This window comes from Micromonospora sp. NPDC051924, assembly GCF_055586005.1.
The window spans coordinates 29,838-51,589 of sequence record NZ_JBVJJA010000013.1 but is presented as its reverse complement, the minus strand read 5'-3'; the positions used below and the strand labels follow the sequence as shown (position 1 = coordinate 51,589).

The following is a 21,752-nucleotide window of genomic DNA, read 5'->3' as shown; positions in this document are numbered from 1 at the left end:
GTGCCTGCGAGCATGAGAAAGCCGGCGTAGCTGGCGGTGAGTTTGAGGCGAACGCTCAGACCAGGGGCTCTATCCACGGCACTGCCTCATGCCTCGATGTGGGGTGCTGTGTCGATGCGGTAGCCAACGCCGGGCACCGTGGCGATGATCCAGGGTTCGCCGAGCCGTTTGCGCAGCGCGGAGACGGTGATGCGTACGGCGTTGGTGAGCGGGTCCGCGTTCTCGTCCCAGGCCCGCTCCAGCAGCTCCTCGGCGCTGACGACCCCGCCCTCGGCGGCGACGAGAACTTCCAGCACCGCGAACTGTTTGCGGGTGAGCGCGACGTAGCGTCCGTCGCGGAAGACCTCCCGGCGGAACGGGTCGAGCCGCAGACCGGCGAGCTCGCGGACGGGCGGCCGGACGTAGCCGCGTCTGCGGTCGAGCGCCCTCAACCGCAGGACGAGCTCCCGCAGCTCGAACGGTTTGGTGAGGTAGTCGTCGGCGCCGAGCTCGAACCCGGAAGCCTTGTCGTCGATCCGGTCGGCAGCGGTGAGCATGAGGATCGGCGTGCCGCTGCCGGACGCGACGATGCACCGGGCGACCTCGTCGCCGGACGGGCCGGGAATGTCACGGTCGAGGACCGCGAGGTCGTAGGCGTTCACGCTGAGCAGTTCCAAGGCAGAGTCGCCATCGCCGGCGATGTCGGCGGCAATCGCCTCCAGCCGCAGACCGTCACGGACGGCCTCGGCCAGGTAGGGCTCGTCCTCCACGATCAGTACGCGCATCCCTGAACCCTATGTGCCGGCACCCGGCACGCGACTCATCCAGCCGACACCGGCGCCGGGCGCGGCCGCTCCGATGGCACCTCCGTAGTGCGCCACCAGCGGCGTGACGCCAGCCCGGCCAGCACCGCGCCGGCGGCGTTGACCAGTACGTCATCCACGGACGACACCCGGTCCAGCCGCAGGACGTACTGTGCGATTTCCACCAGGACCGAGCAGCCCGTCCCGAGCGCCAGGATCCGCGGCACGGACGCCAGCGCCGCGAACCGCATCGGGGCGAAGAACCCCAGCGCCGCGAAGATCAGCAAATTGCCGCCGATCCCGACCGGCCCCATCGTCACCAGATCCCGCAGCGGGACCAGGCTCACCCGGCCCGGGACGACGCCCGCCCCCGGGCCCGGCATCAAGGTCAGCCATACGAGCGGCACCGTCCCGTAGACCATGCCCACCTCGGCCAGCGACATGCGCCACGCCGAGGTGACGCCGGCGGCACGCCGACCCAGCGCCAGAGCCCACACCACCAGAGCGGCCAACGGCAAGCCGACCAGCATCATGAGCAGCACACCGTTGAACGTGTCGAAGCAGCCGTGCCACCGCCCGGCCATGCACCTCGGAGCGGACATCAGGAGCGGCCGCCGCACGACGAACGCCGCGCCCGCCAGGCCGAGGATCGCCAGGCCGACGAGCACGATCATGCGCGTGCGGCGGGGCGGCGCCGGCAGGGATGCATTCTGATTCACGCACCCATTCAAGACGACGGGCCGTTGCAGTGGCGTATGCAGTTCTGGATACGTCCGCGATACACCCCGACCAACCAGATCGCCAAGCTGCGCGGGTACCACGATCGGTACCCGCGCCCGCTCAGGTCACCGCCGGGGCGGGTTCGGGATCGCCATGCAGGATGGCAGCGCGCGTACGACTGCGGGGACGACGAACGTGGTGCGGCCTTCGCGGTCGTTGCGGATGGCGTACCCGAAGGCCAGGGTGTCGGCGGCCGGGATCTTGTCAGGCCGGATGGTGATGACCACGCTCCCGTCCTGGATCCGGTAGGAGACCGGATAGCGGTCCAGTTCCTCCCGAGTCGCGGTGGAAAGGAACGGGAACGCCGGATCCATGTCGAGCGGTGCCGTGCACTGATCGGCCGGGACCATCCGCATGACGACCGTACGCGCACCGGCCCGCGCGAGCTCGGCGTTGAGCTTGTCCGTGTCCTTCAGCCGCTCGGCGCGGAACGAGACGGCGACCGAGCCGTCGGCGTTCTTGTCCACTGTGTACGCCGCAGCCGGTTCGGCGATGAAGAACGCGGTGCCGGCGGCGGCCACGGTCGCGCTGGCCAAGCCGACGACGAGCCGGCGACGTCCATGCCGCCGAGGTGACACCTGTGGCCCGGCGAGGACCCGTTCGAGCAGGGCCTGCGCTTGCGAGTCGCGCGGATCAGGTTCGGTGATGGTGAGGGCGGGATCGGCCGCGCGCAGGCGGTCCAGAGCGTCGTTCATGGGCTGGTGCTCCCTTCGGGAACGATGGATGACCGGGTGCGCCGGGCCGCCGAGGTGCCCTGTTCGTCCGTTGCCAGCAACCGCTGGGCGAATCGCCGCCGCGCCCGGTGCAGCCGCACCTTGAGCGCGGTGCGCGAACAGTGCAGGACGAGTGCCGCTTCGGCCACGTCCAGCCCTTCCCACTCGATCAGCCGCAGGAGCTCCTGGTCGGCCGGGGACAGCTCGGCGAGCACCGCGCGTACGCGGATCTGCTCGTCGACCCGGCCGGAATGGTCCGCCACCTGGGCGTCGCCTCCGGCAGCCGCCTTGGCAGTCAGCCGTTCCCGGCGCGTACGCCCCCGCAATTCGTTGGCGATGACCTGCCGGGCGGTGGAAAAGAGCCAGGCTCGGGCGTGGTCGGCCGGCAGTTCGCCGAACCGGCGCCAGGCGATGAGGAACGTGCCGGCGACGATGTCGCCCGCCGCGTCGGCGCCTACCCGACGGGTAGCGAAACGCGTCAACTCCGCGTAGTGGGCGTCGAACAGTTCCTCGAAGCGCCTTCGAGCGGCCGCGTCGTCTTGTTCCATACCTGGGGATGTCCGCCTGGAGCCCTCTGGTTACCGGTCTGAACTCTAAGCCCACGCCATGACGGCCTGCGCCGAGCGCCTCCGGCGGCTGCTGGGTACCGAGGAGTCAGTCGATGATGTTCAGTTCGGTCAGCGCGTCGTCGGGGAGGGCCAGCGCGGCAGCGGCGACGTTCTCCCGCAGGTGCGCGACGGACGAGGTGCCGGGGATGAGCAGGATGTTCGAGGAGCGGTGCAGCAGCCACGCCAGTGCCACCGCCATCGGGGTGGCGTCGAGGCGGGCGGCGACCGCGTGCAGCTCCTCGGACTGCAACGGGGAGAAGCCGCCGAGCGGGAAGTAGGGCACGTAGGCGATGCCCAGCGCCGCGAGCGAGTCGACGAGGGGATCGTCGTCCCGGTTGGCGATGTTGTAGAAGTTCTGCACGCACACCACCGAACCGATGGACTGCGCCTCGGCAATCTGCTCGGCGTTGACCGTGCTGAGCCCGAGATGCTTGATCAGCCCCTGCTGCTGCAGCTGGGCGAGGACCGTGAACGGCTCTTCGATGGAGCCGGGGGTGGGGCGGTCGAACCCGCCGACGCGCAGGTTGACCACGTCGAGCACGTCGAGGCCGAGGCGAGCCAGGTTGTCGTGCACGGCCTGGCGTAGCTGCTCCGGAGCGAGGGCCTGCGGCCAGTTGCCCTCGGCGTCCCGCAGCGCCCCGACCTTCGTGACGATGTGCAGATCGTCGGGATAGGGGTGCAGGGCCTCCTTGATGATCTCGTTGGTGACGTACGGGCCGTAGAAGTCGGCCGTGTCGATGTGGTTGATCCCCAGGTCGACGGCCTCGCGCAGCACGGCGACGGCAGCGGGGCGATCGGCCGGTGGACCGAAGACGTGCGGGCCGGCCAGTTGCATCGCGCCGTACCCCATGCGGGTGACCGTCAGATCCCCCATGTTGAACGTCCCGCCGGGCAGGCTGGTCGACGTCATGCGGATTCCTCTCCCTGTTGTCGCAAATCCGCGAGTTTCCCACCGACGCGGCCACCAAACGGGAGGAGCTGCGGACGTTCTGGCGAGAGATGTCCGAGCGGATGGCCCCGCCTGGCGGAAGTGATGATCAGCCGGCTCGGTCGTCAGCGCAACGCTGGCCGGTCGACGGCTGGGCGATCAGCCGAGGTTCCACATCCTCCGGCAGCTCAGCACCGCAGAGCGCGCAGATGTAGTCGTCGTCGCGGACGACGTTGCGCTCGCCGCAGTCAAGGCAGCGCCGAAAGACGACGGCCGCGGTGAAGCCTTCCGGGCGGCCGATACCCGCCCGATCGAGGGCTGCGGCCACCGCCGCCCATGAGGTGGGAGCGGGGCAGTAGCCGATGGACTGGTTGCTCACCTCGATCACGACCCAGCCGTCCCGCTCGCCGGCGAAGGCGATCTCCCCCGCACCGAGGACCTCCCCACCGCCGGCGCAGGCGACGTGCTCGCTGCGTCTCGACGCGAGCCGCAGCGTGCCGCCGGGGTCGATGACGTAGGTGAACGGCTCGTCACGGTCGCGCGGATCCGCGGCCGTCAGGTAGGCGTCGAGATCGACCGATGATCGGATGGGCCAGCCCTCGGGAGAGCCGACGACCGACGCCCGTACGTCCGCCGGGCCGACGTACCGGTATCGACGCCCCGCCGCTACCACGGCATCGACCCTACGCCCGCGCGGCCGCCGCCGTGGACAACCGCACCGGTCCGGCCAGCGGTGGAGCCGCCGCCGAGCGAGGGCCAGCTAGCCCTCCCGCACCCACGGCCGCAGCTTCTCCGGGTTGCGGACCGCCCAGATCCGGGTGACGCGCCCGTCGGAGACGTCGAACGAGGCTACGGTCATGACGACGCCGGCGCGCTGGGCTACCAGGCCCGGCACACCGTTGACCGACCGCTCCAGGAGTTCGAGCCCCGGAGCCTTATCGGCAATGGCGACCATGTACTGGGCGATGCGCGCGCCGCCCTCGACCGGGCGCAGGACGGTGCCGACCATGCCGCCGCCGTCGGCGGTCATCACGGCAGCCGGATTGAGGAGACCGACTAGGGCTGCGATGTCCTTGGTCTCCCATGCCTCTTTGACGTGCCTCACCACGTCGGCGTGGCCGGTCGCCGTCACCGGAGCGCGCGCGACGCTCACCCGCCGCCGGGCGGAGGCGGCCAGTTGCTTGCAGGCCGCAGGGGTCCGGCCGAGAACGTTGGCGATCTCGGCGAACGGGTACCGGAAGACATCCTGCAGGACGAACGCCACTCGCTCGGCGGGCGTCATCGACTCCAGGACGACGAGGAAGGCCATGGCCACCGACTCGTCCAGGACGATCTGGTCAGCGGGGTCTGCAGAGCCGGTGGGGTCGGCGCCGCCCGCGTGGTCCCACTCGGTGCGGTCGGGCAGCGGCTCGGGCAGCCACGCGCCGACATAGCGTTCACGGCGGGCCCGCGCCGAGCCGAGCAGGTCCAGGCAGATGCGGCTGGTCACCGTCGTCAGCCAGGCGCCGGGGGACAGGATCTCCTCCTGCCGGCTGCGTGGCAGTCCGTACCAGCGTGCGTAGGCATCCTGGACGGCGTCCTCGGCCTCGGTCACCGAACCGAGCAACCGGTAAGCGACATTGATCAGTTGGCGTCGCTCGCCGGCTATCTCATCGTGGCTGGTCCCGACAGTCCCCATGCCTTCGGCCGCCCCTCGCCTTACCTTTCGCAAGCCCGCGTCGTCGGGCTGGTGAGACCTTAACGATCTACTGCCCGAGGGCGGAAAAGGGGACTGTGACATGGCCGCTCAGGTGACGGCGACGGCGACGGCGACGGCGACGGCGACGGCGACGGGGATGGCGACGGCGAACGCACAGCGCAGCTCCTCGTTCCTGCAAATCGCGATCGCCCTGCAGACCCTGACCATCTTCCTTCAGGCGGTCTCCGCCGGACTGCTGCTGACCTCGTCCTACGGAGAGACGCTGCACAGTGTCGGAGCACGTGTGATGTACGGGGCGTCGATGCTGTACCTGCTCGCGGCGGTGCTGGCGTGGAAGCCGGGCGGCGGCTCGTCCCGGCCTGTCTGGCACGCGTCAGGTTTCCTCGTACTCGCCTCGGTCCAGGTCGTGCTCGGCATCGCGCACGTCCCGTCGGTCCATCTCCCCCTGGGTGTCTTGATGTTCGGTCTGAGTGTGCTGGCGCTGGCCCGGCGCTAAGGTCCGATACGGGGCCCGCCGGGATCAACTAGCCCGCCCCAACTCCCCGAACCACGCCCTGACCTCCGGGAACCGGCACTAGCCTGGGTTGAGCGAGGAGGTACGGCGCGCTTCCCTCCGGCAGCCGACCATGTCGATCATGGGGGTGGCCATGCGCGGGCCGAGACGTGGCCGGGTCTGGGCGGCCGGGCTGTGGCTACGCCAGCGCCGGCGCAGGTGGCGCACCCGACGCGAACGCCGCACCGAGCGGAGCCTGCGCCGGCGGACGGACCACCGGACCGACCACCGGATGAGCTGGCGGCACCACCACGGGCTGCGCTGGGCGATCATCGCCACCGCCACGATCCTCGTGGCGTGGACCGTCTACTCGCTGGTGCTGACCGTCCTCGACGCCGAGCCCGGTTTCCTGCCCATGTCGCGCTGGTGCGCGGGACAGCCGCCGAGGTCGTACTACTGCGGGCAGGTGGAGGGCTTCGTCAAGGGCCCGCTGATCCTGGGGCTCGGCCTCGCGGTGTTCATCTTCTGGCGGTATCTCCGGGTCCGCCGCTGGTACGACCGCAACGCCCTGCGCAACCGCCAGATGGTGATCCCCACCGCCGAACGCGACATCAGCGGCGTCCACGTGGTCGGCCGGGACGAACTGTGCGAACTGATGATCCACCGCCTCCGCGACGAGCACCACCGCCGTCCGCTGCTGCTGGTGGGCGGCATCGGCAGCGGCAAGACGGCGACTCTGGTCCGCCTCGCGGAGCTGCTGATGGCCACCGACGTCGTACCGATCGGGATCGACCTGCGCACCGTCACCACTCCGGAGCAGCTGAACTTCCACCAGCTCGCCCAGGCACAGTTCGAGCGCACCATCGACACCCAACTGCACGCCAGCGGCGAGGCGGACAAGGTGTGGCGGCGGCTCTGGCTGGAGAACCGCATCGTCGTGCTCGCCGACGGCCTGGAGGAGGTGCTCGCCGACACCGCGCAGCCCGCCGACCGGGACAGCCTGCTGCGGGAGGCCGTCCGGGGCGCGGTCCGGGAGCGGCTGCCCCTGGTGGTCGCGTCGCGCCCCGCCGATCCGCTGCGCGGGCTGGACGCGCTGCTGCTGCAACTGGAGCCGCTCGCCCAGGGCGCCGCCCTGGCGTACGTGCAGAGCCGCAGCCGCCGCTCGGATGCCGGGCAGCGGTCGGACCGGATCACCGGGCTGGTCAAGGCCGCCGACGTGGCCGAGTCACCGTTCTACCTGCGGGTCATCGGCCAGCTCTACGAAATCGACCGCCTCGACCGGGTCGAGCCGGCGGGGCGGGGCAGATCCGCGCTGCGCTGGAGTCTGCTGGAGGAGTGGTACGAGGCCACCCTCGCCGGGGACCTGTACGAGGACTACGGCATGCCGCCGACCGAACGGTCCGACGCCATCGAGGTGCTCTCCGCGCTGGCCTGCCTCGGTCTACGTGACAACCAGCAGTCGGTGCGCACCACCGCACTCAGCGGCGCCGACGGCACCCCGGACGCCGGCCGCCAGTGGATCCTCGCCGAACTGCGATCCCGGCTGCACAAGCTCAGCCCTGACAACCCGCAGGACATCGGGCTCGCCGAGACCACCGGGGACGCGCTCAACATCGTGGTGAAGCGGCAGGACGGGGTGCGTTTCCAGCACGGGGTGATCCAGGCGTACCTCGGCTCGCGTTTTCTCGCCGCCGCCCTGCGCGACGACGCCTTCCTGGAGCGGGCCTTCACCCGCAACCACGGCCCCGGACGGGAGCTGCTCTCAGCCCTCACCCTCTACGGCCGCAGCGGCGGGGTGTTCGAACAGCTGGACGGGCGACGGATGCCACCCGCCGCACGCGGAAGGCTGCGCCGCGTCGGTGACGCCGTCCGGCAGAGCGTGCGCATCCGCCCGAGCGCCGAGGACGCGACGGTCACCCGTAACCGGTCGGTCAGCCTCGTCCAGCGGCTCTGCGCCGAGGCGACCGGGACGCGGAACCGCACCCGGGCCCTGGAGATGTTCGCGACCGCGCTGGACATGGACGCCGCCAGCGGGCACACGCTGCACCGGAAACTCGCCGACGCCATCCGCGGCGCCTGGCCCACCTACCAGGGGGACGGCTCGGTCACCGACCGCCCGCTCGAAGACGCCAAGATCGCTCTCGTGCACCGGTACGGCGACGCCGCCCGGCAGCTCGGGAACCGGCCCCCGGAGGGCGGGCCCCGGGCCCAGCAGCCAGAGCCGCAGTACCGCCAGCTGTTCCAGATGATGGCCGAGGAGACGTCCTACCTGCCCCGACTGGCCGCGGCCCGGGAGATCGCCAGCGGCGGCGACGCGGCCGTCCGCGCGCTGCACGACCTGCTCGACGAGCCGCCGGAGACGGCCGACACCCTGGGCCGGGAACGCCTGGAGGAGCTGCGGACCTGGATCGCCCCGTCGCTGTTCCTCTTCGCCGAGGGTGTGTACGCCCCGGGCGAACCGGACTGGCGGGGCGTGGCCCGGGAGACTCTGCGGCGGTGGGTGCACCGCCTGGCCACCGACGCGTCGGACGGGGCCCGCGTCTACGAGCTCACGCTCGCGCAGGGCTTCCGGCTGGCGGCCAACTGCCGCACGTACCCGGCGCACCGCAGCATCCTGATCGAGGAGGCCGAGAAGGCGCTGCGGTACTCCCGGTTCTGGTACTCGCACCTGGTGCTCCTGCAAGCGCTCACCCTGCTGGCCCTGCCCCGCGATCCCAGCGAGACGTTGCGCGAGCGGGGTCACGGTTCGGACCCACGCGGCCTGGTCACCTTCTGGACCTCGATCGCCGGCGGCGGGCACCGTGCCCCGCAGCCCGGCAGCGGTACGGCACACCCGCTCGTCCTCGAGGTCGCCGACCTGTGCGTGGAGGCGCTCACCGACCGCCATCCGGAACGGCGCTGCTGGGTGGACGAGCGGGAGATCGTCGGACGGGTGGGAGCGGCCAGCTCCCAACCCGGCGTCCGCCGGATGCAGGACTCCTGGCTGCCACCGTCACACGGCTGGGCCGTCCTGGAACCGCGAGCCCAACGGCTGCTGGCCGACGTGATGCTGCTGCTCAACCTCGCCGACCGGGGACAGGACAACTCCGAGCGGGCCCGCCGGCTCAGCCGGGCCAGCCGGGCCGAGCTGCCGCCGTGCCTCACCATCGACCGCAGCGCCATGCGAGTCACCCTCAGCCGCCGCCAGGCCCACGACGTCCAACCCGGCTCCACCTGCATCGACGACTGCCCGTTCCGGCTGTGCCCGCTGCCGCCAAAGGGGGACGAGTTGCCGTACCAGATGGACGAGGCGTTCTGCGCCCACCAGATCGATCTCGTCGGGCACTGGTTCCGCGCGCCCGGGCGGGCGGACTGGCAGGCGGTCAACCGGGAGGACCTGCGGACATTCTGGCGGGAGATGTCCGAGCGCATGGCGCCGGCCTGGCGGAAATGACGATCAGCCGGCTCGGTCAGAGCAGACGCTGGTCGGTCGACCGCTGGGCCCTCAGCCGAGGTTCCACATCATCCGGCAGCTCAGCACCACAGAGCGCGCAGCTGTAGTCGTCGTCGCGGACGACGTTGCGCTCACCGCAGTCAAGGCAGCGCCGGAAGACGACGACCGCGGTGAAGCCTTCCGGGCGGTCAGTGGTGGTACTTCCGCGTCAGCGGGGTACGGTCACCTGCTGCTCCGGGGTCGGCTTGCCGGCGCCCGGGAAGTGCACCTCGGTGTCGAAGGCGAGCACGCCGTAGTGTCCGCCCGAGGTGTATCCGGTGAATCGGATCGTGTAGGCGTCGCTGCCCGTCGTCGGGGTGACCGCGTGCGGCACCTGACGGCCGCAGGAGGCGGTGTGCCCGGGCCCGTTCCCGCTCGGTGACGTGGCGGTGAGGGAGTAGTCCTGTTCGCCGGTGTGGCTGACCCGGCAGGTGATGGTCAGGCTCAGCGGTTCACGCGAGTCCGGGAGCCATTGGCCGCCGTCGAGGAAGAAGGGCTCGACGAAGACGTACGGGTTCAGGTAGTAGCCGCCCGTGTCGTTCTTGCGCAGCCGTTGGGTGCAGAAGAGGAACTTCCCCTTCGTTTTGCCGCTGAGCGAGACGTACACCTGCTGGCCGGCCTGGAGGGTGCAGGTCTGCGACAGGAGGGTGTAGCCGCGGGGGAACTCCGGGGCCGGGGTGGCCTTGGCGGCCGGGGCCGGCGCCGGGGCGGCGGACGAGCCGCCCCGCGCTGCCGAAGGCGGGCGCGGTTTCGGCGTCGGGGAGGCGCTCGCGGACAGGTTGTTCGGCGTTGGTGTCAGTGCCGTGGCGGCGCTGGTCGTCGCCCCGGCGGCACTGGTCGCGGCGGCGGGCGTCGGGGCGGCCCAGACGGCGCCGGCTCCGGCGGTGCCGGGTCGGGCGCAGCCGGCGAGGCCGGTGGCGAGCAGCAGCAGCGTCAGTGCGCCGCGGCGGACGAGCGGACAGCGCCGCCGGATCGGTGCGCTCACCGCTGCACCGTCGCGGTTGCGTAGCCGTCGGGGTAGAACTGGTAGTAGTCGTGGTACCGGACCGTGAAGGTAGTGGTGCCGCGTGGCAGCGAGTAGGTGAGGGCGTATCTGCCGCTGGCGTCCAGCTTGCCGCGCCAGAACTCCTGCTCGGGCCCGCCGTTGGTCGACGCGGTGATCCACCAGTAGTGGTCGTCGCCGATCGGCGAGCTCCAGGTCACGGTGAGCTGCGCGGTGCCCTTGTCCTTGCCGGTCCCCGCCTGGGCGGTGACCGCCAGGTCGGTGACCGGCGGCGTCGGCGGGTGCGCCGGCCCGAAGGAGTGCAGCAGCTGCGTGTCCTGGTAGGGGTCGTTGGAGGTGACGGCCCAGGCCCGGGTGCCGTCCCGGCTGACCAGCAGCGTGCCCTCCCAGAGGTTGTCGCCGTTGCGGAAGTCGACGGCGTACGCCGGGACGGTGCTGCCCTTGGCATAAAGGTAGATATCGGGGTCACCGGTGTCGGTCGAGGCGCGCCCGATGGCGACGGTGGAGCCGTCGCCGGACCAGGCGGCGTCCTGCGGGTAGACCCCGCTGGGGTAGACGGTGGCGTCGGTGAGATCCGGCAGCCGGTACGAGTGGTGCTCGTACGGGTTGCCCACCGTCTCGACCACTTCGGTGCCGTCCGGGCTCACGGCGTAGTCGATCAGGTTGCTGCCGGTGTTGTCCCGCCGGGCGACGATCGTCGGGCTGTCGCCGGACACGTCGATGACGTACGTGGTGACCGGCGAATAGTCGGTGTCGCCGGCGACGAGGAGGCCGGGCGCGCCGGGGCTGGCGTCGATGATCGGGTGGTACTTGGGGCCCCCGGTGTAGACCACCGGCGGGGTGCCGGGCGCGGACCAGATCAGCAGACCGCCGGAGCCGATGCCGGCGTCGATGAACCCGCCGACGACCTTCTCGCCGGTCGGTTCGACCGTGTACAGCCGGGCGCCGACGGGTGCGGGGTAGCTGGCGATGACGGTGAGGGTGGCGGCGTCCAGCGCGATGATCCGGTTGAAGCTCTGGGCCGCGTACAGGATGCGCCCGTCGTCGCTGAGGACGAGGTCGGAGATGTCGGCGACGGCCGTGACCCGGTTCAGCAGCCGGCCGTCGAGGTCGGTCACCACCAGCGGCAGCCCGCCGCCGACGCCCTGGGCGAGGTAGAGGCGGCCGCGGGCCTCGTCGAGTTCGATTGCCCGCAGGTCGGTCACCGGCAACTGGGTGCCGACGCTCTTCAACAAGGCCGTCTCGGCGGCGGCCGGCGCTGCTCTCAGCAGCTCCCCGGCGCTGAGCCCGATCGCCGTGAACATCCCGGACGCCAGCAGTTGACGACGCCGCATGACACCTCCCCGTGTCGGCCAGCCGCCGTACCGACGGCCGGACGAAACCCTAATACCGGGCTCGCGGGGTTGGAAGCAGCGGCGATGACGTGATCCGGCGAAAGGACCAGGGCACCTGTCGCCGGTCTGGCGGCGGGTGCCCTGGCGGATGGCACTCCACCGGACTGGCGCCAACGTTCGGTGATCGAGCTGCACGGAAGCCGGGCTTGACGCGACGGGCATTCCCGGGCGTACTCGATATACGTTCCCGCACCGCCGGGCGGCGTGGTCGGCCACAGAGGCGCGCAGGGCACTCTCAGGACGAAGTGCTGCTGTTGCTCGCGCTGGCGTTGCGGAGGACACCGAGAGATGGGAGGTCCCACATGAAGGATCACTCGTCGGCGAGTTGAGCCGCACCACTGTGGCGCTTGTTGAGCGCTGCCGGTGGCGAGAGTCCTGACCGCTTGTGGCTCGGCTTGGCCGCCTGTCCCCGTGTCCGCCCGTTGACCTCAGCCTGCAGTACGGACTGTGGCGGCACCTGTGGCCGGCTGCCTGCCCCTGGGCGGGCCTGGACTATTCGTCGGCTCGATCACAGAGAGGTATTGGCCGACCTCTGCACGCACAGACGGTTCCGCCTTGCCGGCCATTCCGCGGCAAGGTCGCGCCCGCCCGGGCACCAGCCCTGTGCGGGTAGGCGCGACCTGGACCTCATCCCCCGTCGCTATTGAATCCCTACAAAACGAAGCTGGAGCACGAACATGATCTCGACCCTCATTAATCCGAATAGGCTGACGGCTGCCTCATCGGTCCGCCTGCTCAGGGCGACGCCATTCGAGGCTCTCGCCCGGCGACGTGTCGACAGGTGGTGGGCCGTTGGCATCGCTTGAGCAGCGGCCGCCTGACCCGCCCGTCGAGGTGCGGTCGGGGCGGGAGCGGCTGGAGAACCGAATCCAGGTGCTGATCATGCTGTTGATCGGCGGCGCGGCCGGCGCAGCCTCGTTCCGTCACGTCCATGACGTCGCGGCGGCGCACGGCCAGCCGGGCTGGCTCGCCTGGGCCGACGCGGTCGTGCTGGAACTGGCCTCGATCGCCGCCGGTCTGGAACTGCGCCGCAACCGGCGCCTGGGCAAGAGCGTCGCCTTCCCGGCGACCGTGCTGACAGTGGCGGTGTTCCTGTCCCTGTCGGCCCAGGTCGTGGAGGCCGAAGCGTCGGTGATCGGCTGGGTCGCCGCCGCGCTGCCGGCGCTCGGCTTCCTGACGATGGTGAAGATCGCCCTCGGCCGCGCCGATCCCGCCCCGCCCGGCCACACCGCCCGACCCGCACCGGGCGAGCCAGGACCGCCGCTGCTCGTGGACGCCGCGGTCCCGGACATCCGACAGCCGGTCCCCGGACCGCCGCTGCCGGTCCCCGCGAGGACTGCCACGGTCCGGGACTGCACCACCGCGGTCCCGGACCAGGACCGGGCGGTCCCGGACCGCCGACGCGGCGGCCCGCCGGTCCGGGACCGGGGCCCGGAGATCACCGCGCTGGTCCCGGCCGCCCGGACCGCCGCCCACACCCTCGCCGTCCAAGGGACACCGCTGTCCCGCAAGGAACTCGCCCGACAGCTACGCGCGGACGGGCACCACCTGTCCAACGCCACCGCCTCAGCACTCGTGCGCGTCCTACGCGCCGAGACCACCGCATCGGCCCCGGCTTTGCCGCACCTGTCCCGTCGGGAGGCCGCGTGAGGGAACCACCACGGGCGAGTTCTGACAGACCACGCCGCCCCTGTCAGACCAACGCCTGTCAGGAAGCCCGCCTCCTGACACAACCTGACCCGGCCTGTCAGAGCGAACACCGTCCCGCCCGCCACGGCGCCCGCAGCCAGTGCACCTACTGCCCCTCCACCCGCATCCCGACTATCAGCGGAGCGACGAGCATGTTGACCCAGCCCAACGGCCCACGCCAGGGCCACCAGCGCCGTCACCGAGCCGCAACACACGCCCTCACACACCACGATCACCGCGGTGTGACGGGCCATGCCGGTGTCGGTGTCGATCCCCGGTTCACCGTCCGCCTTGATACTGACCCCCAAGCGGACCCCTCGTACTTGCTGACAGCCCAGGTCAGGCGCGCCCTTAGCGGCGCCGATGGGTTCCAGACACACCCTCATGTGTGGGGTGTCCCCCCAGGGGCCGCCCATGCGTAAACCACTACCGGCGGCGGATCCGCTGCTGCGCCTGCAAGCCAGCATCACCGCCCGCGACGACCAGCTCCTCGGCTGGCTCTACGACCACGGACTGCTGACCACCGACCAGATCGCCGCCGCCCTGTTCCCGTCCCTCGATTTCGCGCAACGCCGGCTACGCCGCCTCACCGTCCTCCGCGCTGTCGACCGGTTCCGACCCAACAAACCCGACGGCGGCTCCTACCCCTACCACTACGTCCTGGACCAACTCGGCTACAGCCACGTCCGCGCCCAACGCGGACTCGGACCACCACGCCGGGACCAGGCACGGCGCCGCAAACAGTCCCTCACGTCACGCCCGGACCTGCCCCATCTGCTCGGCGGCAACCAGTTCTTCATCGACCTTGCCGCCCACGCCCGCACCCACCCCGACAGCCGTCTGGACCGCTGGCAGCCCGCGTCAGCTTTCCACGACCCGGGCGTGTTCTACCGCAAAGGCGGGGACCCGCAGGTCATGGTCCACGGACGGAGCGGCTTGCCCCGCCCGGACGGCGCCGGAGTGTGGACCGAGCAGGACCGGTCGGTGCCGTTCTTCCTCGAATACGACACCGGCCGTGAACGCCTCGACATCCTCACCGAAAAGATCGCCAAGTACGAACGCCTGTATGCGATGAGCACCTGGGCGTGGCCGGTGCTGTTCCACCTACCGTCGGTGCGACGTGAGGCGAACCTGCACCACCGCCTCGCCGGCACCACGCCACGAGCGTTCATCGCCACCACCGCCGCCGACCTATGCGCCGCCACCGGCAGCAGCCCTGCCGAGCAGGTGTGGCAACTGATCGGTCTCAGCGCCGGCCGCAACCGGCTCATCGACCTGCCCTACACCGACACCCACCACGACACCGAGTTCCCCACCCCCACCTCGCCCGGCCCAAATGGGCGGGCAGCCTGATGTCCCGGACCAGGTGGCGCGTCGCGCGACGGGTGAGGGGTCAAGAAGTCCACCGATGGGACACCCTGCCCGGAAACGCTGCCCGCCTTCATCGTTTGCTGAACCGGCAAAGATCCTTGCTACTTCGGTTCCCTGCGGCGCACCATCGCCAGGTCGGGGCGACGGCCGTCCGAGCAGAGGAGGGACACGATGATCGAGCACGAGGCACACCCGGTGGACCAGGACACCGCCCGTTACTGGGACGACCTCTACCACCAGCGCGACCGGGTGTGGAGCGGCCGGGTCAACGCCGTCCTGGCCGAGGTGGTCGACCCCCTTCCGCCCGGCACCGCGCTCGACCTCGGCTGCGGCGAGGGCGGTGACGCGATCTGGCTGGCCGGTCGGGGCTGGCGGGTCACCGCCGTCGACGTCTCGGCCACCGCGCTGGGCCGGCTCACCGCCGAGGCCACCCGGGCCGGGGTGGCGTCCCGGATCACCGTGGCCCGGCACGACCTGACCCGCGGCTTCCCGGCGGGCCGGTACGACCTGGTGTCGGCGCAGTTCCTCCAGTCCCCGCTGGAGCTGCCGCGCGGCGTGGTGCTGCGCGCCGCGGCGCGGGCGGTCGCGCCCGGCGGCCGGCTCCTGGTCGTCGAGCACGGCGCGCCGCCGCCATGGGCCCGCGACAGCCACCCGCACGCCCGCTTCGCCAGCCCGGAGGAGATCCTCGCCGCGCTCGACCTCGACGCCGACGGCTGGCACACCGAGCGGCTCGAGGCCGCGAACAGGACAGGCATCGGCCCTGATGGCGAAACGGGTGTCCTCGTCGACCACGTTGTCCTGGTTCGCCGCGGCCACGACGGGCACTGAAGGTGTGACGATTTCCGTAGCGACCAGAAGGGAGCCTGTGGTGGCGAAATTCGTGACCATCGGATACGGGGACCAGGAAGGCTACGACCGCACCGACACCGCGGTACGCGACGAGGCGCACGCCCATGACATGCGCCTGCACGAGGCGGGGACCGTGATGGGCATTGCCGACTCCCCCGTACAGGTGCGAAACCCCAACGGCGCCGGCATGACCGTGCAGAGCGGCCCGTTCCTGACCTTCGCCCTGCCGGTGGCCGGGTTCGCGATCATCGAAGCCGAGACGCTGGAGGAAGCCATCCAGATCGCGTCCAGGGCGCCATGCGCAGTCGCGCAGGGAGTCGTCGAGGTCTGGCCGTTGCGCGAGGCACCGTAGGTCCGCGCGTACCCGGCGCCACTCGACACCGAGCCGAATCGTGGTGGAAGGAGCTCGTCGGACGGCGGACGCCGCAGCTGGCTGACGGGTTCGCGGCGGGCCACGGTCAGCGCGCGAGTCTCCGCGCCGCCTCGGCCGACTGCCAGCGGCGCAGGGCGTCCTTGATCCGCCGGTTCTCGGCGCGCGCCTCGTCCCGTTCCCGGGCGCGTTCCCGCAACTCGTAGGCGAGCCGGTGCAGCAGCGCGTCGACGTCATCGACCCGATAGCCACGCCGTCCCGTCGGCAGCCGCAGCGCGGCGATCCGGTCCGGGGTGAGCGGACCGCGCAGGGCGTGCCGGCTGCGGTAGACGGTCACCGCCACGGGATCCGGTCCGGCAGGTGGATGCGTTCGCCCGGCACCCCGGCGGCGAGCAGCCGCAGCCGCGACCCGGCCAGCATCGCCGGCGGCCCGCACACGTACACCTGCTGGTCGGGGCGATGGTGGTCGAGGGCGACGGTCAGTGCGTCGCCCCGCTCCCCCGGCTCGGCCAGCGGGTCGTGGGAGAACGCCGGCACCACGGTCAGCCAGTCGTGGGCCTGCTGGAGCTTGTCGAGGGTGACCGCGTCGTACAGGCTCGCCACGTCACGGCTTCCCACGATCAGCGTCACGTGCCGGCCGTCCGGGGCGGCGGCGACCTGCTCGACGATCGCACGCAGCGGCGCCAGCCCGGTCCCGCCGGCGACCAGCAGCAGGTCCCCGCCGTGCAGGCTCAGCCCGGCGTCCGTCGGCGGACCGAGGTGGAGCAGCTCTCCGGGGCGTACCTGATGGACCAGGCTGGTGGAGACGGCGCCGCCGCGGACCGCGCGGACGTGCAGCTCGACGGTGCCGTCCGGGCGCGGCGCGTTCGCCGGGCACAGCCAGCGCCACCGGCCGGGCCGGCGCGGCGTGCAGACCGGCACCGCCTGGCCTGGCCGGTAGGGCAGCCGCCGCCACGGCCGTACCGTAATGACGGCGACCCCGTCGCAGGCCAGGTCGTGGTCGAGCACCTCGACCGGCCACCAGGCCGGGCCGTCCCCTGCTTTCGTGGCTGCCCGCTCGACTTCTTGCCAGGACACGCTGGTCCGTAGCGCGTCGTCGATGACCGTCTGATGCTCTGGTCGCAGGCCGAAGCGGCGGTACGCGCGGCCCAGGACGCTCAGCAGCGCCCGCTTCTCGGGGCGGTCCGGCTCGTCGGCGAGCCGGCGCAGGGCGGCCTCGATCAGCGGGGCGTCCCGCTCAGGCAGCAGGCCCGGGCAGTGGTCCTCGACCTCCTCCCAGAACGACGGTCGCCGCAGGTAGCTCTCCGCGCGGCGGTGCTCGGCCTCCGACCAGCCGAGGTACGGCAGGTCGGTGCCGGTGGCCAACGCTTTTGCCAACTGGTCCGTCAGCCGGTCCCGGTCCACCCCGATCAGGTACGGGGACAGCTCCGCGTCCGCCGCGACCAGACTGAGCCAACGGGCGACCGCCTCGGGTGCCCCCAGTTCCGTCACGCCGGCTCCCCGAGTTGCTCCGCTGTGAGGCCGGCGGCGTGGATCGTGGCGTGCGCCCAGCGGGCCAGGCGACACGGGTACGGGACGCGTTCGCTGCGGCACAGCAGGCCCTGCGGCCAGGGCTCGGGGACGTGGACGCGGACCGCGTGGGCGGCCAGCGCCAGGTCCTCGTCGGTGACCGGGGTGAGCACGGGAAAATCGGCGAGTACGGCGGACATCGGTGGGCGCCTCCGGCGGTGGGGTGCGTGGAGTGGCGCCGGGGCGGGCGGGGACGGCCGCCGCCGTACGGGGGAACGACGCGGCCGGAGCCAGCACCCGCCCCGGGCCATGCGCACACTGTCGAGGCAGCTCTGGGGTGCCGGTATGCCGCAGTGATCATGGTTGCCATGCACAAGCTGTATGCGGCCAGTGACTCTGCTCCGGCTACCGAGCCACGGTGCGCTGATCCGGCTCTGGAGTCGGGCCAGGGCATCGAGAAGCTCGCCGCAGATGGGCGAATAGAAGCCGCCCCGGTCGAAGACGAGCACGCCCCTTCTCCGTCAGCTAGCTGGGGCGATCTGGTCACTGCCGGGTGCGCAGGCGCCCGAGGGGCCGAATGCAGCACCCAATGCTGCGAGAATCGTCGATATGCGTGGCGTGCATACCGCAGGCCGGCAGAACGGCTTGAATGGATGCGCACGACTGCGCCCCATCGACAGAGCCACCGCGAATGGCGAGGTTGCCGGTGACACGTAGGAACTGCCCCCGCTGCGGCGGACGCCTGGCGCGCGACAACGACAGCGGACGCTGCGCACCCTGCCAAGGCGCCGAGCGCGACAGACTGAGCAGTCCGCCTGAGGTGCCGGAGAGCTTCTGGAAGCACGAGCCGATAAGCCAGGCGCTCACGGAGCGGCACCTCGGGCGAGTGATCCGGGCGTACCGGTACCACCCGTACCACGGGCGGAACCCGCTGCCGCAGACCGTGGTCGCGGCATGGCTCGGAATCACGCAGGCGCAGCTGAGCCGCGTGGAGAGTGGCCGGCCACTCGTGCACTTGGACCGGCTCGCACACTGGGCGACACTGCTGGGGATCCCGGCGTCCCGTCTCTGGTTCGCGCTGCCCGTCCGGACCGACGCGATGGCGGACCGGTCAGCGATCACTCACGAAGAAGGTGGCACCACGAACCGCCGACAGTTCCACGCCGTAGCCGCTCTGGCCGGAATCCAGACGAGCGGCTGTTTCGATTTGCTGGCACACCAGGCCGATCTGCCACCGGCCATTGGCATGGACCATGTGCGGTACGCCGGTTCGCTCGTGGAGGAGTTCCGCCAGGCGGACGCGGCGGTAGGCGCCGATGCGCTCTGCGACATCGCGATGCAGGTGCACGAGCGGCTGTCGGCCTGGGCAGCGAAGGCGGCCTGCAGCCGCTCAACGGGTGATGCATTGCAGAGCGCCCTGGCGGATCTGGCGATTGAGGCGGCCTGGCTCGCCATCGACGCCGACCGCCGAACGGAGGCACGCCCCTATCTGAATGAGGCGATTGCCCGAGCGCGGATCGCGGACGACGCACGGGTCGAGGTGCGGGCATTGGCCTGCATGTCGTTGCTCCTGCGCGAGGACCGGCCGGGCGAGGCAGTGCAATGCGTCGAAGCGGCGCTGCGCGCATCTGCGGGCTGGGCCACGCCGAAATTGCGAACTCTCCTGCACCTGCGAGCGGCCTACGCTCACGCCACCTTCCGGGACGTGTTCGGCTTCAAGCAGGAGGTAACCAGGGCTCGCCGGGCCTTCGACGGCGGTAGCCACGAGGACGATCTGCCGTTCATCTCGTTCGTAACGGCACAGGAGGTCACCGGCATTCAAGGCCTCTCCTACCTTGCCCTTGACCGGCCTGGCCGCGCCGCCGAATGCTTCCGCGCGGTGACAGGTGCCCCCTCTCCCGCTCACCGACGGAACCAGGCCTACTACACGGTTCAGCTCGCTCGTGCGGCGAGCCGCCAGGGTGATGCTAGCGAGGCAGCGCGGGCGGGAATGAAGGCGTTGTCGGGCGTAGGCAGGGTGCGATCGGGCCGGGTGTTCCGGTTGCTCGCCGAGGTGCGGTCCGATCTTGCTGGGGCACGCCATTCGGCCCCGCAGGTTTGTGAGTTCGTCGAGGCGTACGACAGGGCGTTGGTCTGATGCTGGAGAACCTGCGGTTGCGGCACTACGACGCCGAGCAAGCTCAAGAGCTGCTTGACCAGCTCGTGGACGTGTACCTGGACGCACACTCGGAAAACGGGCCGCTCTACACGGCCGAGCGGTACCGGCGACAGCTTGCGATGCACATGCCAAGGGCTGGCTGGGAGCTGGTCGCGGCGATGGTCCATGAGGAGCTAGTCGGCTACATCTACGGGTTTACGCTGGGACCGGACACGCGGTGGTGGGACGGCATCCAGGAGCCCATCCCTCCCGGCTTCACGCAGGAAGATGGCCGGCGGACCTTCGCGATCAGCGAGTTGTTGGTGCGCCGCGGATGGCAGCGGCGAGGCATCGCCGGAGCTCTGCATGACGAGTTGATAAGTAGCCGAACGGAAGACCGTGCCACCCTCCTCGTACGTCCGGACAACATAGCGGCTCGGAGGGCCTACGACGCGTGGGGTTGGCGGTCTATTGCCAGCCTCCGGCCGCCCTGGGAAGACGCGCCTACCTTTACGGTCATGACCAGAGTGCGAGACCGTCACTCGACTGCCTTCTGATCGGGCCAGCTATTCCCAGGGCACCGGAAAGGGTCGACCAACCTCGGCACCACGGCGGGATCATTGCCCTTTCTGTGGTGGCGACCGACACTGAGTTCGCCAGTTCGAAGTTTGCGGCAGTCGCAGCTTTGAGCTGCTCGCGCACTGGCTTCCGGAACTCGGGCTAGAGAGAAATTAGTTTAGGAGGTGCCTCCCAATCCGCCCTCCATCGCTGCGACATGCTCGACGATTGCCGCGCCTACAGCCTTTGCGAGCCGCGGCGGAACCGCATTGCCGATGAGGCGCCCGAGCGGCGCAAACTGGGCGGGCTCGCCCGGTGGCACGAATTCGTAGTCCTGCGGAAAGCTCTGTAGCATCGCAGCTTCGCGGAGAGTCATCGCTCTGTCTTGCTCTGGATGGCCGAACCGACCGGCGCCAAAGTTGTGAGACAAAGTAGTGATGGTAGGAGACGGCTCGTCCCACGACATCCGGGCATACACGTTGCGGAAGGTTGCACCCGAGGCCTTACGATGGCAGGGCGCGCGCAATTCCTCGGGCCAATCCTCCCATGTGCCGCCCGGCGTGGAATTCTTGATCCGCTCGAGGTTGAGGGGCGTCAGAGTTCGGCTCTTGTGCAGGGGATCCGCGGGGTGAGTCTCGCCATGCCCGATAGGAGGCAGGCCACCGATAGTCTGACGAACGGTGGCGTACGCCGCCGGGTCGACAACACCCTCGGGTACGGCGATTTCACCAAGTAGCGACGCAACCAGGACCAAGCGACGACGGTGTTGAGGTACCCCATAGGCCGGGCAGTGGCAAGACGCAAAGTCCACCCTGTAGCCACACTCCCGCAACTGCTCGACGAAGTCTCTGAAAATACGGGTGCCGCCGATGCGCGGAACGTTTTCCATGGTGACGATCTCGGGCATCGTACCTTGGACAAGTCGACGGACCTCGTCAACGAGGGGCCACTGGGCCTCTTTTGAGGTGTCGACGCCGCGCCGATACGACGAGAATGGCTGACAAGGCGCGCAGCCAGCGAGAACGCGAACTACGCCGGCGGGCCACATCGCCGCCAGTTCCTCGACGGCGAGATCGCGAACGTCGCGCTTGTGGAAGCGTGCTCCGATGTTGCGCCGGTACGGATAGTCACAGGTGCGGTCCAGGTCCACTCCGGCAGCCACGTGGATTCCTGCATCTTGCAGGCCGCGAGAAAGACCGCCAACGCCGCAGAAGAGATCGACGGCAGAGATCGTGACAGGTTGGGCGGCCATGCTGGGACTCTAGTAGATCAAGGGGTGTGGCGCCCTCGGGCAGGGGCATGACGTGGCATCCGTCGCACGGGCTGAGATCCGGAGCTGTGCCGGTCTTCGTGGCGTCCACCCGCCAGCGTTCCGGTCACCGACAACCCGCAGGGAA

General features: G+C 70.5%; 21 protein-coding genes. 8 read left to right on the top strand and 13 right to left on the bottom strand.

All coding sequences use genetic code 11. From position 1 onward, the window contains the following. Positions 1 to 86: 86 nt before the first annotated feature. The 7 genes from ACZ6S5_RS12860 to sigJ form a co-directional block, all read right to left on the bottom strand. Positions 87 to 764, bottom strand: a complete 678-nt coding sequence (locus ACZ6S5_RS12860) for a response regulator transcription factor (RefSeq protein ID WP_466000170.1) — start codon at positions 762 to 764, stop codon at positions 87 to 89. A gap of 35 nt (positions 765 to 799) precedes the next feature. After that, positions 800 to 1,456, bottom strand: a complete 657-nt coding sequence (locus ACZ6S5_RS12855; RefSeq protein WP_466000169.1) for a VanZ family protein — start codon at positions 1,454 to 1,456, stop codon at positions 800 to 802. A 171-nt stretch (positions 1,457 to 1,627) separates the two neighbouring features. Further along, the gene (locus tag ACZ6S5_RS12850; protein WP_466000168.1) at positions 1,628 to 2,257 is read right to left on the bottom strand and encodes a hypothetical protein; all 630 of its coding nucleotides are present in this window, start codon (positions 2,255 to 2,257) and stop codon (positions 1,628 to 1,630) included. Continuing rightward, complete coding sequence (locus ACZ6S5_RS12845) at positions 2,254 to 2,823, bottom strand: RNA polymerase sigma factor (protein WP_466000167.1); 570 nt, start codon at positions 2,821 to 2,823, stop codon at positions 2,254 to 2,256. Before ACZ6S5_RS12845 ends, ACZ6S5_RS12850 begins: the two co-directional genes overlap by 4 nt. 106 nt (positions 2,824 to 2,929) lie before the next feature. Next, positions 2,930 to 3,793 (bottom strand): oxidoreductase, encoded by an 864-nt coding sequence (locus ACZ6S5_RS12840; protein WP_466000166.1) that lies wholly within the window; start codon positions 3,791 to 3,793, stop codon positions 2,930 to 2,932. A gap of 127 nt (positions 3,794 to 3,920) precedes the next feature. Then, positions 3,921 to 4,484: a hypothetical protein gene (locus tag ACZ6S5_RS12835; protein WP_466000165.1), complete on the bottom strand. Its 564-nt coding sequence runs from the start codon at positions 4,482 to 4,484 to the stop codon at positions 3,921 to 3,923. 87 nt (positions 4,485 to 4,571) lie between these two features. Beyond that, positions 4,572 to 5,489: an RNA polymerase sigma factor SigJ gene (gene sigJ / locus ACZ6S5_RS12830; RefSeq protein ID WP_466000164.1), complete on the bottom strand. Its 918-nt coding sequence runs from the start codon at positions 5,487 to 5,489 to the stop codon at positions 4,572 to 4,574. A 100-nt stretch (positions 5,490 to 5,589) separates the two neighbouring features. On the opposite strand from sigJ, the gene ACZ6S5_RS12825 reads away from it, so the two are divergent. Together ACZ6S5_RS12825 and ACZ6S5_RS12820 are read left to right on the top strand one after the other, a co-directional pair. Next, entirely contained in the window at positions 5,590 to 6,006 is a 417-nt protein-coding gene (locus tag ACZ6S5_RS12825; protein ID WP_466000163.1) for a hypothetical protein, read from the top strand. 130 nt (positions 6,007 to 6,136) lie between these two features. Then, the gene (locus ACZ6S5_RS12820; protein ID WP_466000162.1) at positions 6,137 to 9,436 is read left to right on the top strand and encodes an NACHT domain-containing protein; all 3,300 of its coding nucleotides are present in this window, start codon (positions 6,137 to 6,139) and stop codon (positions 9,434 to 9,436) included. A gap of 208 nt (positions 9,437 to 9,644) precedes the next feature. Here the strand turns inward: ACZ6S5_RS12820 and ACZ6S5_RS12815 are convergent, their stop codons facing one another. Next, positions 9,645 to 10,460 carry a hypothetical protein gene (locus ACZ6S5_RS12815; RefSeq protein ID WP_466000161.1) on the bottom strand — a complete coding sequence of 272 codons (816 nt, stop codon included), beginning with the start codon at positions 10,458 to 10,460 and terminating at the stop codon, positions 9,645 to 9,647. Then, complete coding sequence (locus tag ACZ6S5_RS12810; protein ID WP_466000160.1) at positions 10,457 to 11,812, bottom strand: hypothetical protein; 1,356 nt, start codon at positions 11,810 to 11,812, stop codon at positions 10,457 to 10,459. Before ACZ6S5_RS12810 ends, ACZ6S5_RS12815 begins: the two co-directional genes overlap by 4 nt. Before the next feature lie 852 nt (positions 11,813 to 12,664). Between ACZ6S5_RS12810 and ACZ6S5_RS12805 the strand changes: the two genes are divergently transcribed. The 4 genes from ACZ6S5_RS12805 (at position 12,665) to ACZ6S5_RS12790 (ending at position 16,133) form a co-directional block, all read left to right on the top strand. Further along, positions 12,665 to 13,522, top strand: a complete 858-nt coding sequence (locus ACZ6S5_RS12805; protein WP_466000159.1) for a DUF2637 domain-containing protein — start codon at positions 12,665 to 12,667, stop codon at positions 13,520 to 13,522. Between the two features lie 453 nt (positions 13,523 to 13,975). Next, positions 13,976 to 14,914 carry a replication-relaxation family protein gene (locus ACZ6S5_RS12800; RefSeq protein ID WP_466000158.1) on the top strand — a complete coding sequence of 313 codons (939 nt, stop codon included), beginning with the start codon at positions 13,976 to 13,978 and terminating at the stop codon, positions 14,912 to 14,914. Between the two features lie 189 nt (positions 14,915 to 15,103). Then, a complete protein-coding gene (locus tag ACZ6S5_RS12795; protein ID WP_466000157.1) occupies positions 15,104 to 15,760 on the top strand; it encodes a methyltransferase domain-containing protein in 657 nt (218 codons plus the stop codon). Between the two features lie 40 nt (positions 15,761 to 15,800). Continuing rightward, positions 15,801 to 16,133: a YciI family protein gene (locus tag ACZ6S5_RS12790; protein WP_466000156.1), complete on the top strand. Its 333-nt coding sequence runs from the start codon at positions 15,801 to 15,803 to the stop codon at positions 16,131 to 16,133. 106 nt (positions 16,134 to 16,239) lie between these two features. Here the strand turns inward: ACZ6S5_RS12790 and ACZ6S5_RS12785 are convergent, their stop codons facing one another. Genes ACZ6S5_RS12785 through ACZ6S5_RS12775 form a run of 3 tightly spaced genes read right to left on the bottom strand, consistent with a single transcriptional unit; the run spans position 16,240 to position 17,860 of the window. Next, the gene (locus ACZ6S5_RS12785; RefSeq protein WP_466000155.1) at positions 16,240 to 16,488 is read right to left on the bottom strand and encodes a DivIVA domain-containing protein; all 249 of its coding nucleotides are present in this window, start codon (positions 16,486 to 16,488) and stop codon (positions 16,240 to 16,242) included. Next, a complete protein-coding gene (locus ACZ6S5_RS12780) occupies positions 16,485 to 17,642 on the bottom strand; it encodes an FAD-binding oxidoreductase (protein ID WP_466000154.1) in 1,158 nt (385 codons plus the stop codon). Before ACZ6S5_RS12780 ends, ACZ6S5_RS12785 begins: the two co-directional genes overlap by 4 nt. After that, positions 17,639 to 17,860, bottom strand: coding sequence for a hypothetical protein (locus tag ACZ6S5_RS12775; protein ID WP_466000153.1), 222 nt, complete (start codon positions 17,858 to 17,860; stop codon positions 17,639 to 17,641). Before ACZ6S5_RS12775 ends, ACZ6S5_RS12780 begins: the two co-directional genes overlap by 4 nt. A 620-nt stretch (positions 17,861 to 18,480) precedes the next feature. On the opposite strand from ACZ6S5_RS12775, the gene ACZ6S5_RS12770 reads away from it, so the two are divergent. Further along, positions 18,481 to 19,797 carry a helix-turn-helix domain-containing protein gene (locus tag ACZ6S5_RS12770; RefSeq protein ID WP_466000152.1) on the top strand — a complete coding sequence of 439 codons (1,317 nt, stop codon included), beginning with the start codon at positions 18,481 to 18,483 and terminating at the stop codon, positions 19,795 to 19,797. Beyond that, positions 19,797 to 20,354, top strand: coding sequence for a GNAT family N-acetyltransferase (locus tag ACZ6S5_RS12765; protein ID WP_466000151.1), 558 nt, complete (start codon positions 19,797 to 19,799; stop codon positions 20,352 to 20,354). The genes ACZ6S5_RS12770 and ACZ6S5_RS12765 overlap by 1 nt, the downstream gene beginning before the upstream one ends. 179 nt (positions 20,355 to 20,533) lie before the next feature. Here ACZ6S5_RS12765 and ACZ6S5_RS12760 read toward each other — a convergent pair whose 3' ends face one another. Continuing rightward, entirely contained in the window at positions 20,534 to 21,607 is a 1,074-nt protein-coding gene (locus ACZ6S5_RS12760) for a DNA cytosine methyltransferase (protein WP_466000150.1), read from the bottom strand. Positions 21,608 to 21,752 lie beyond the last annotated feature (145 nt).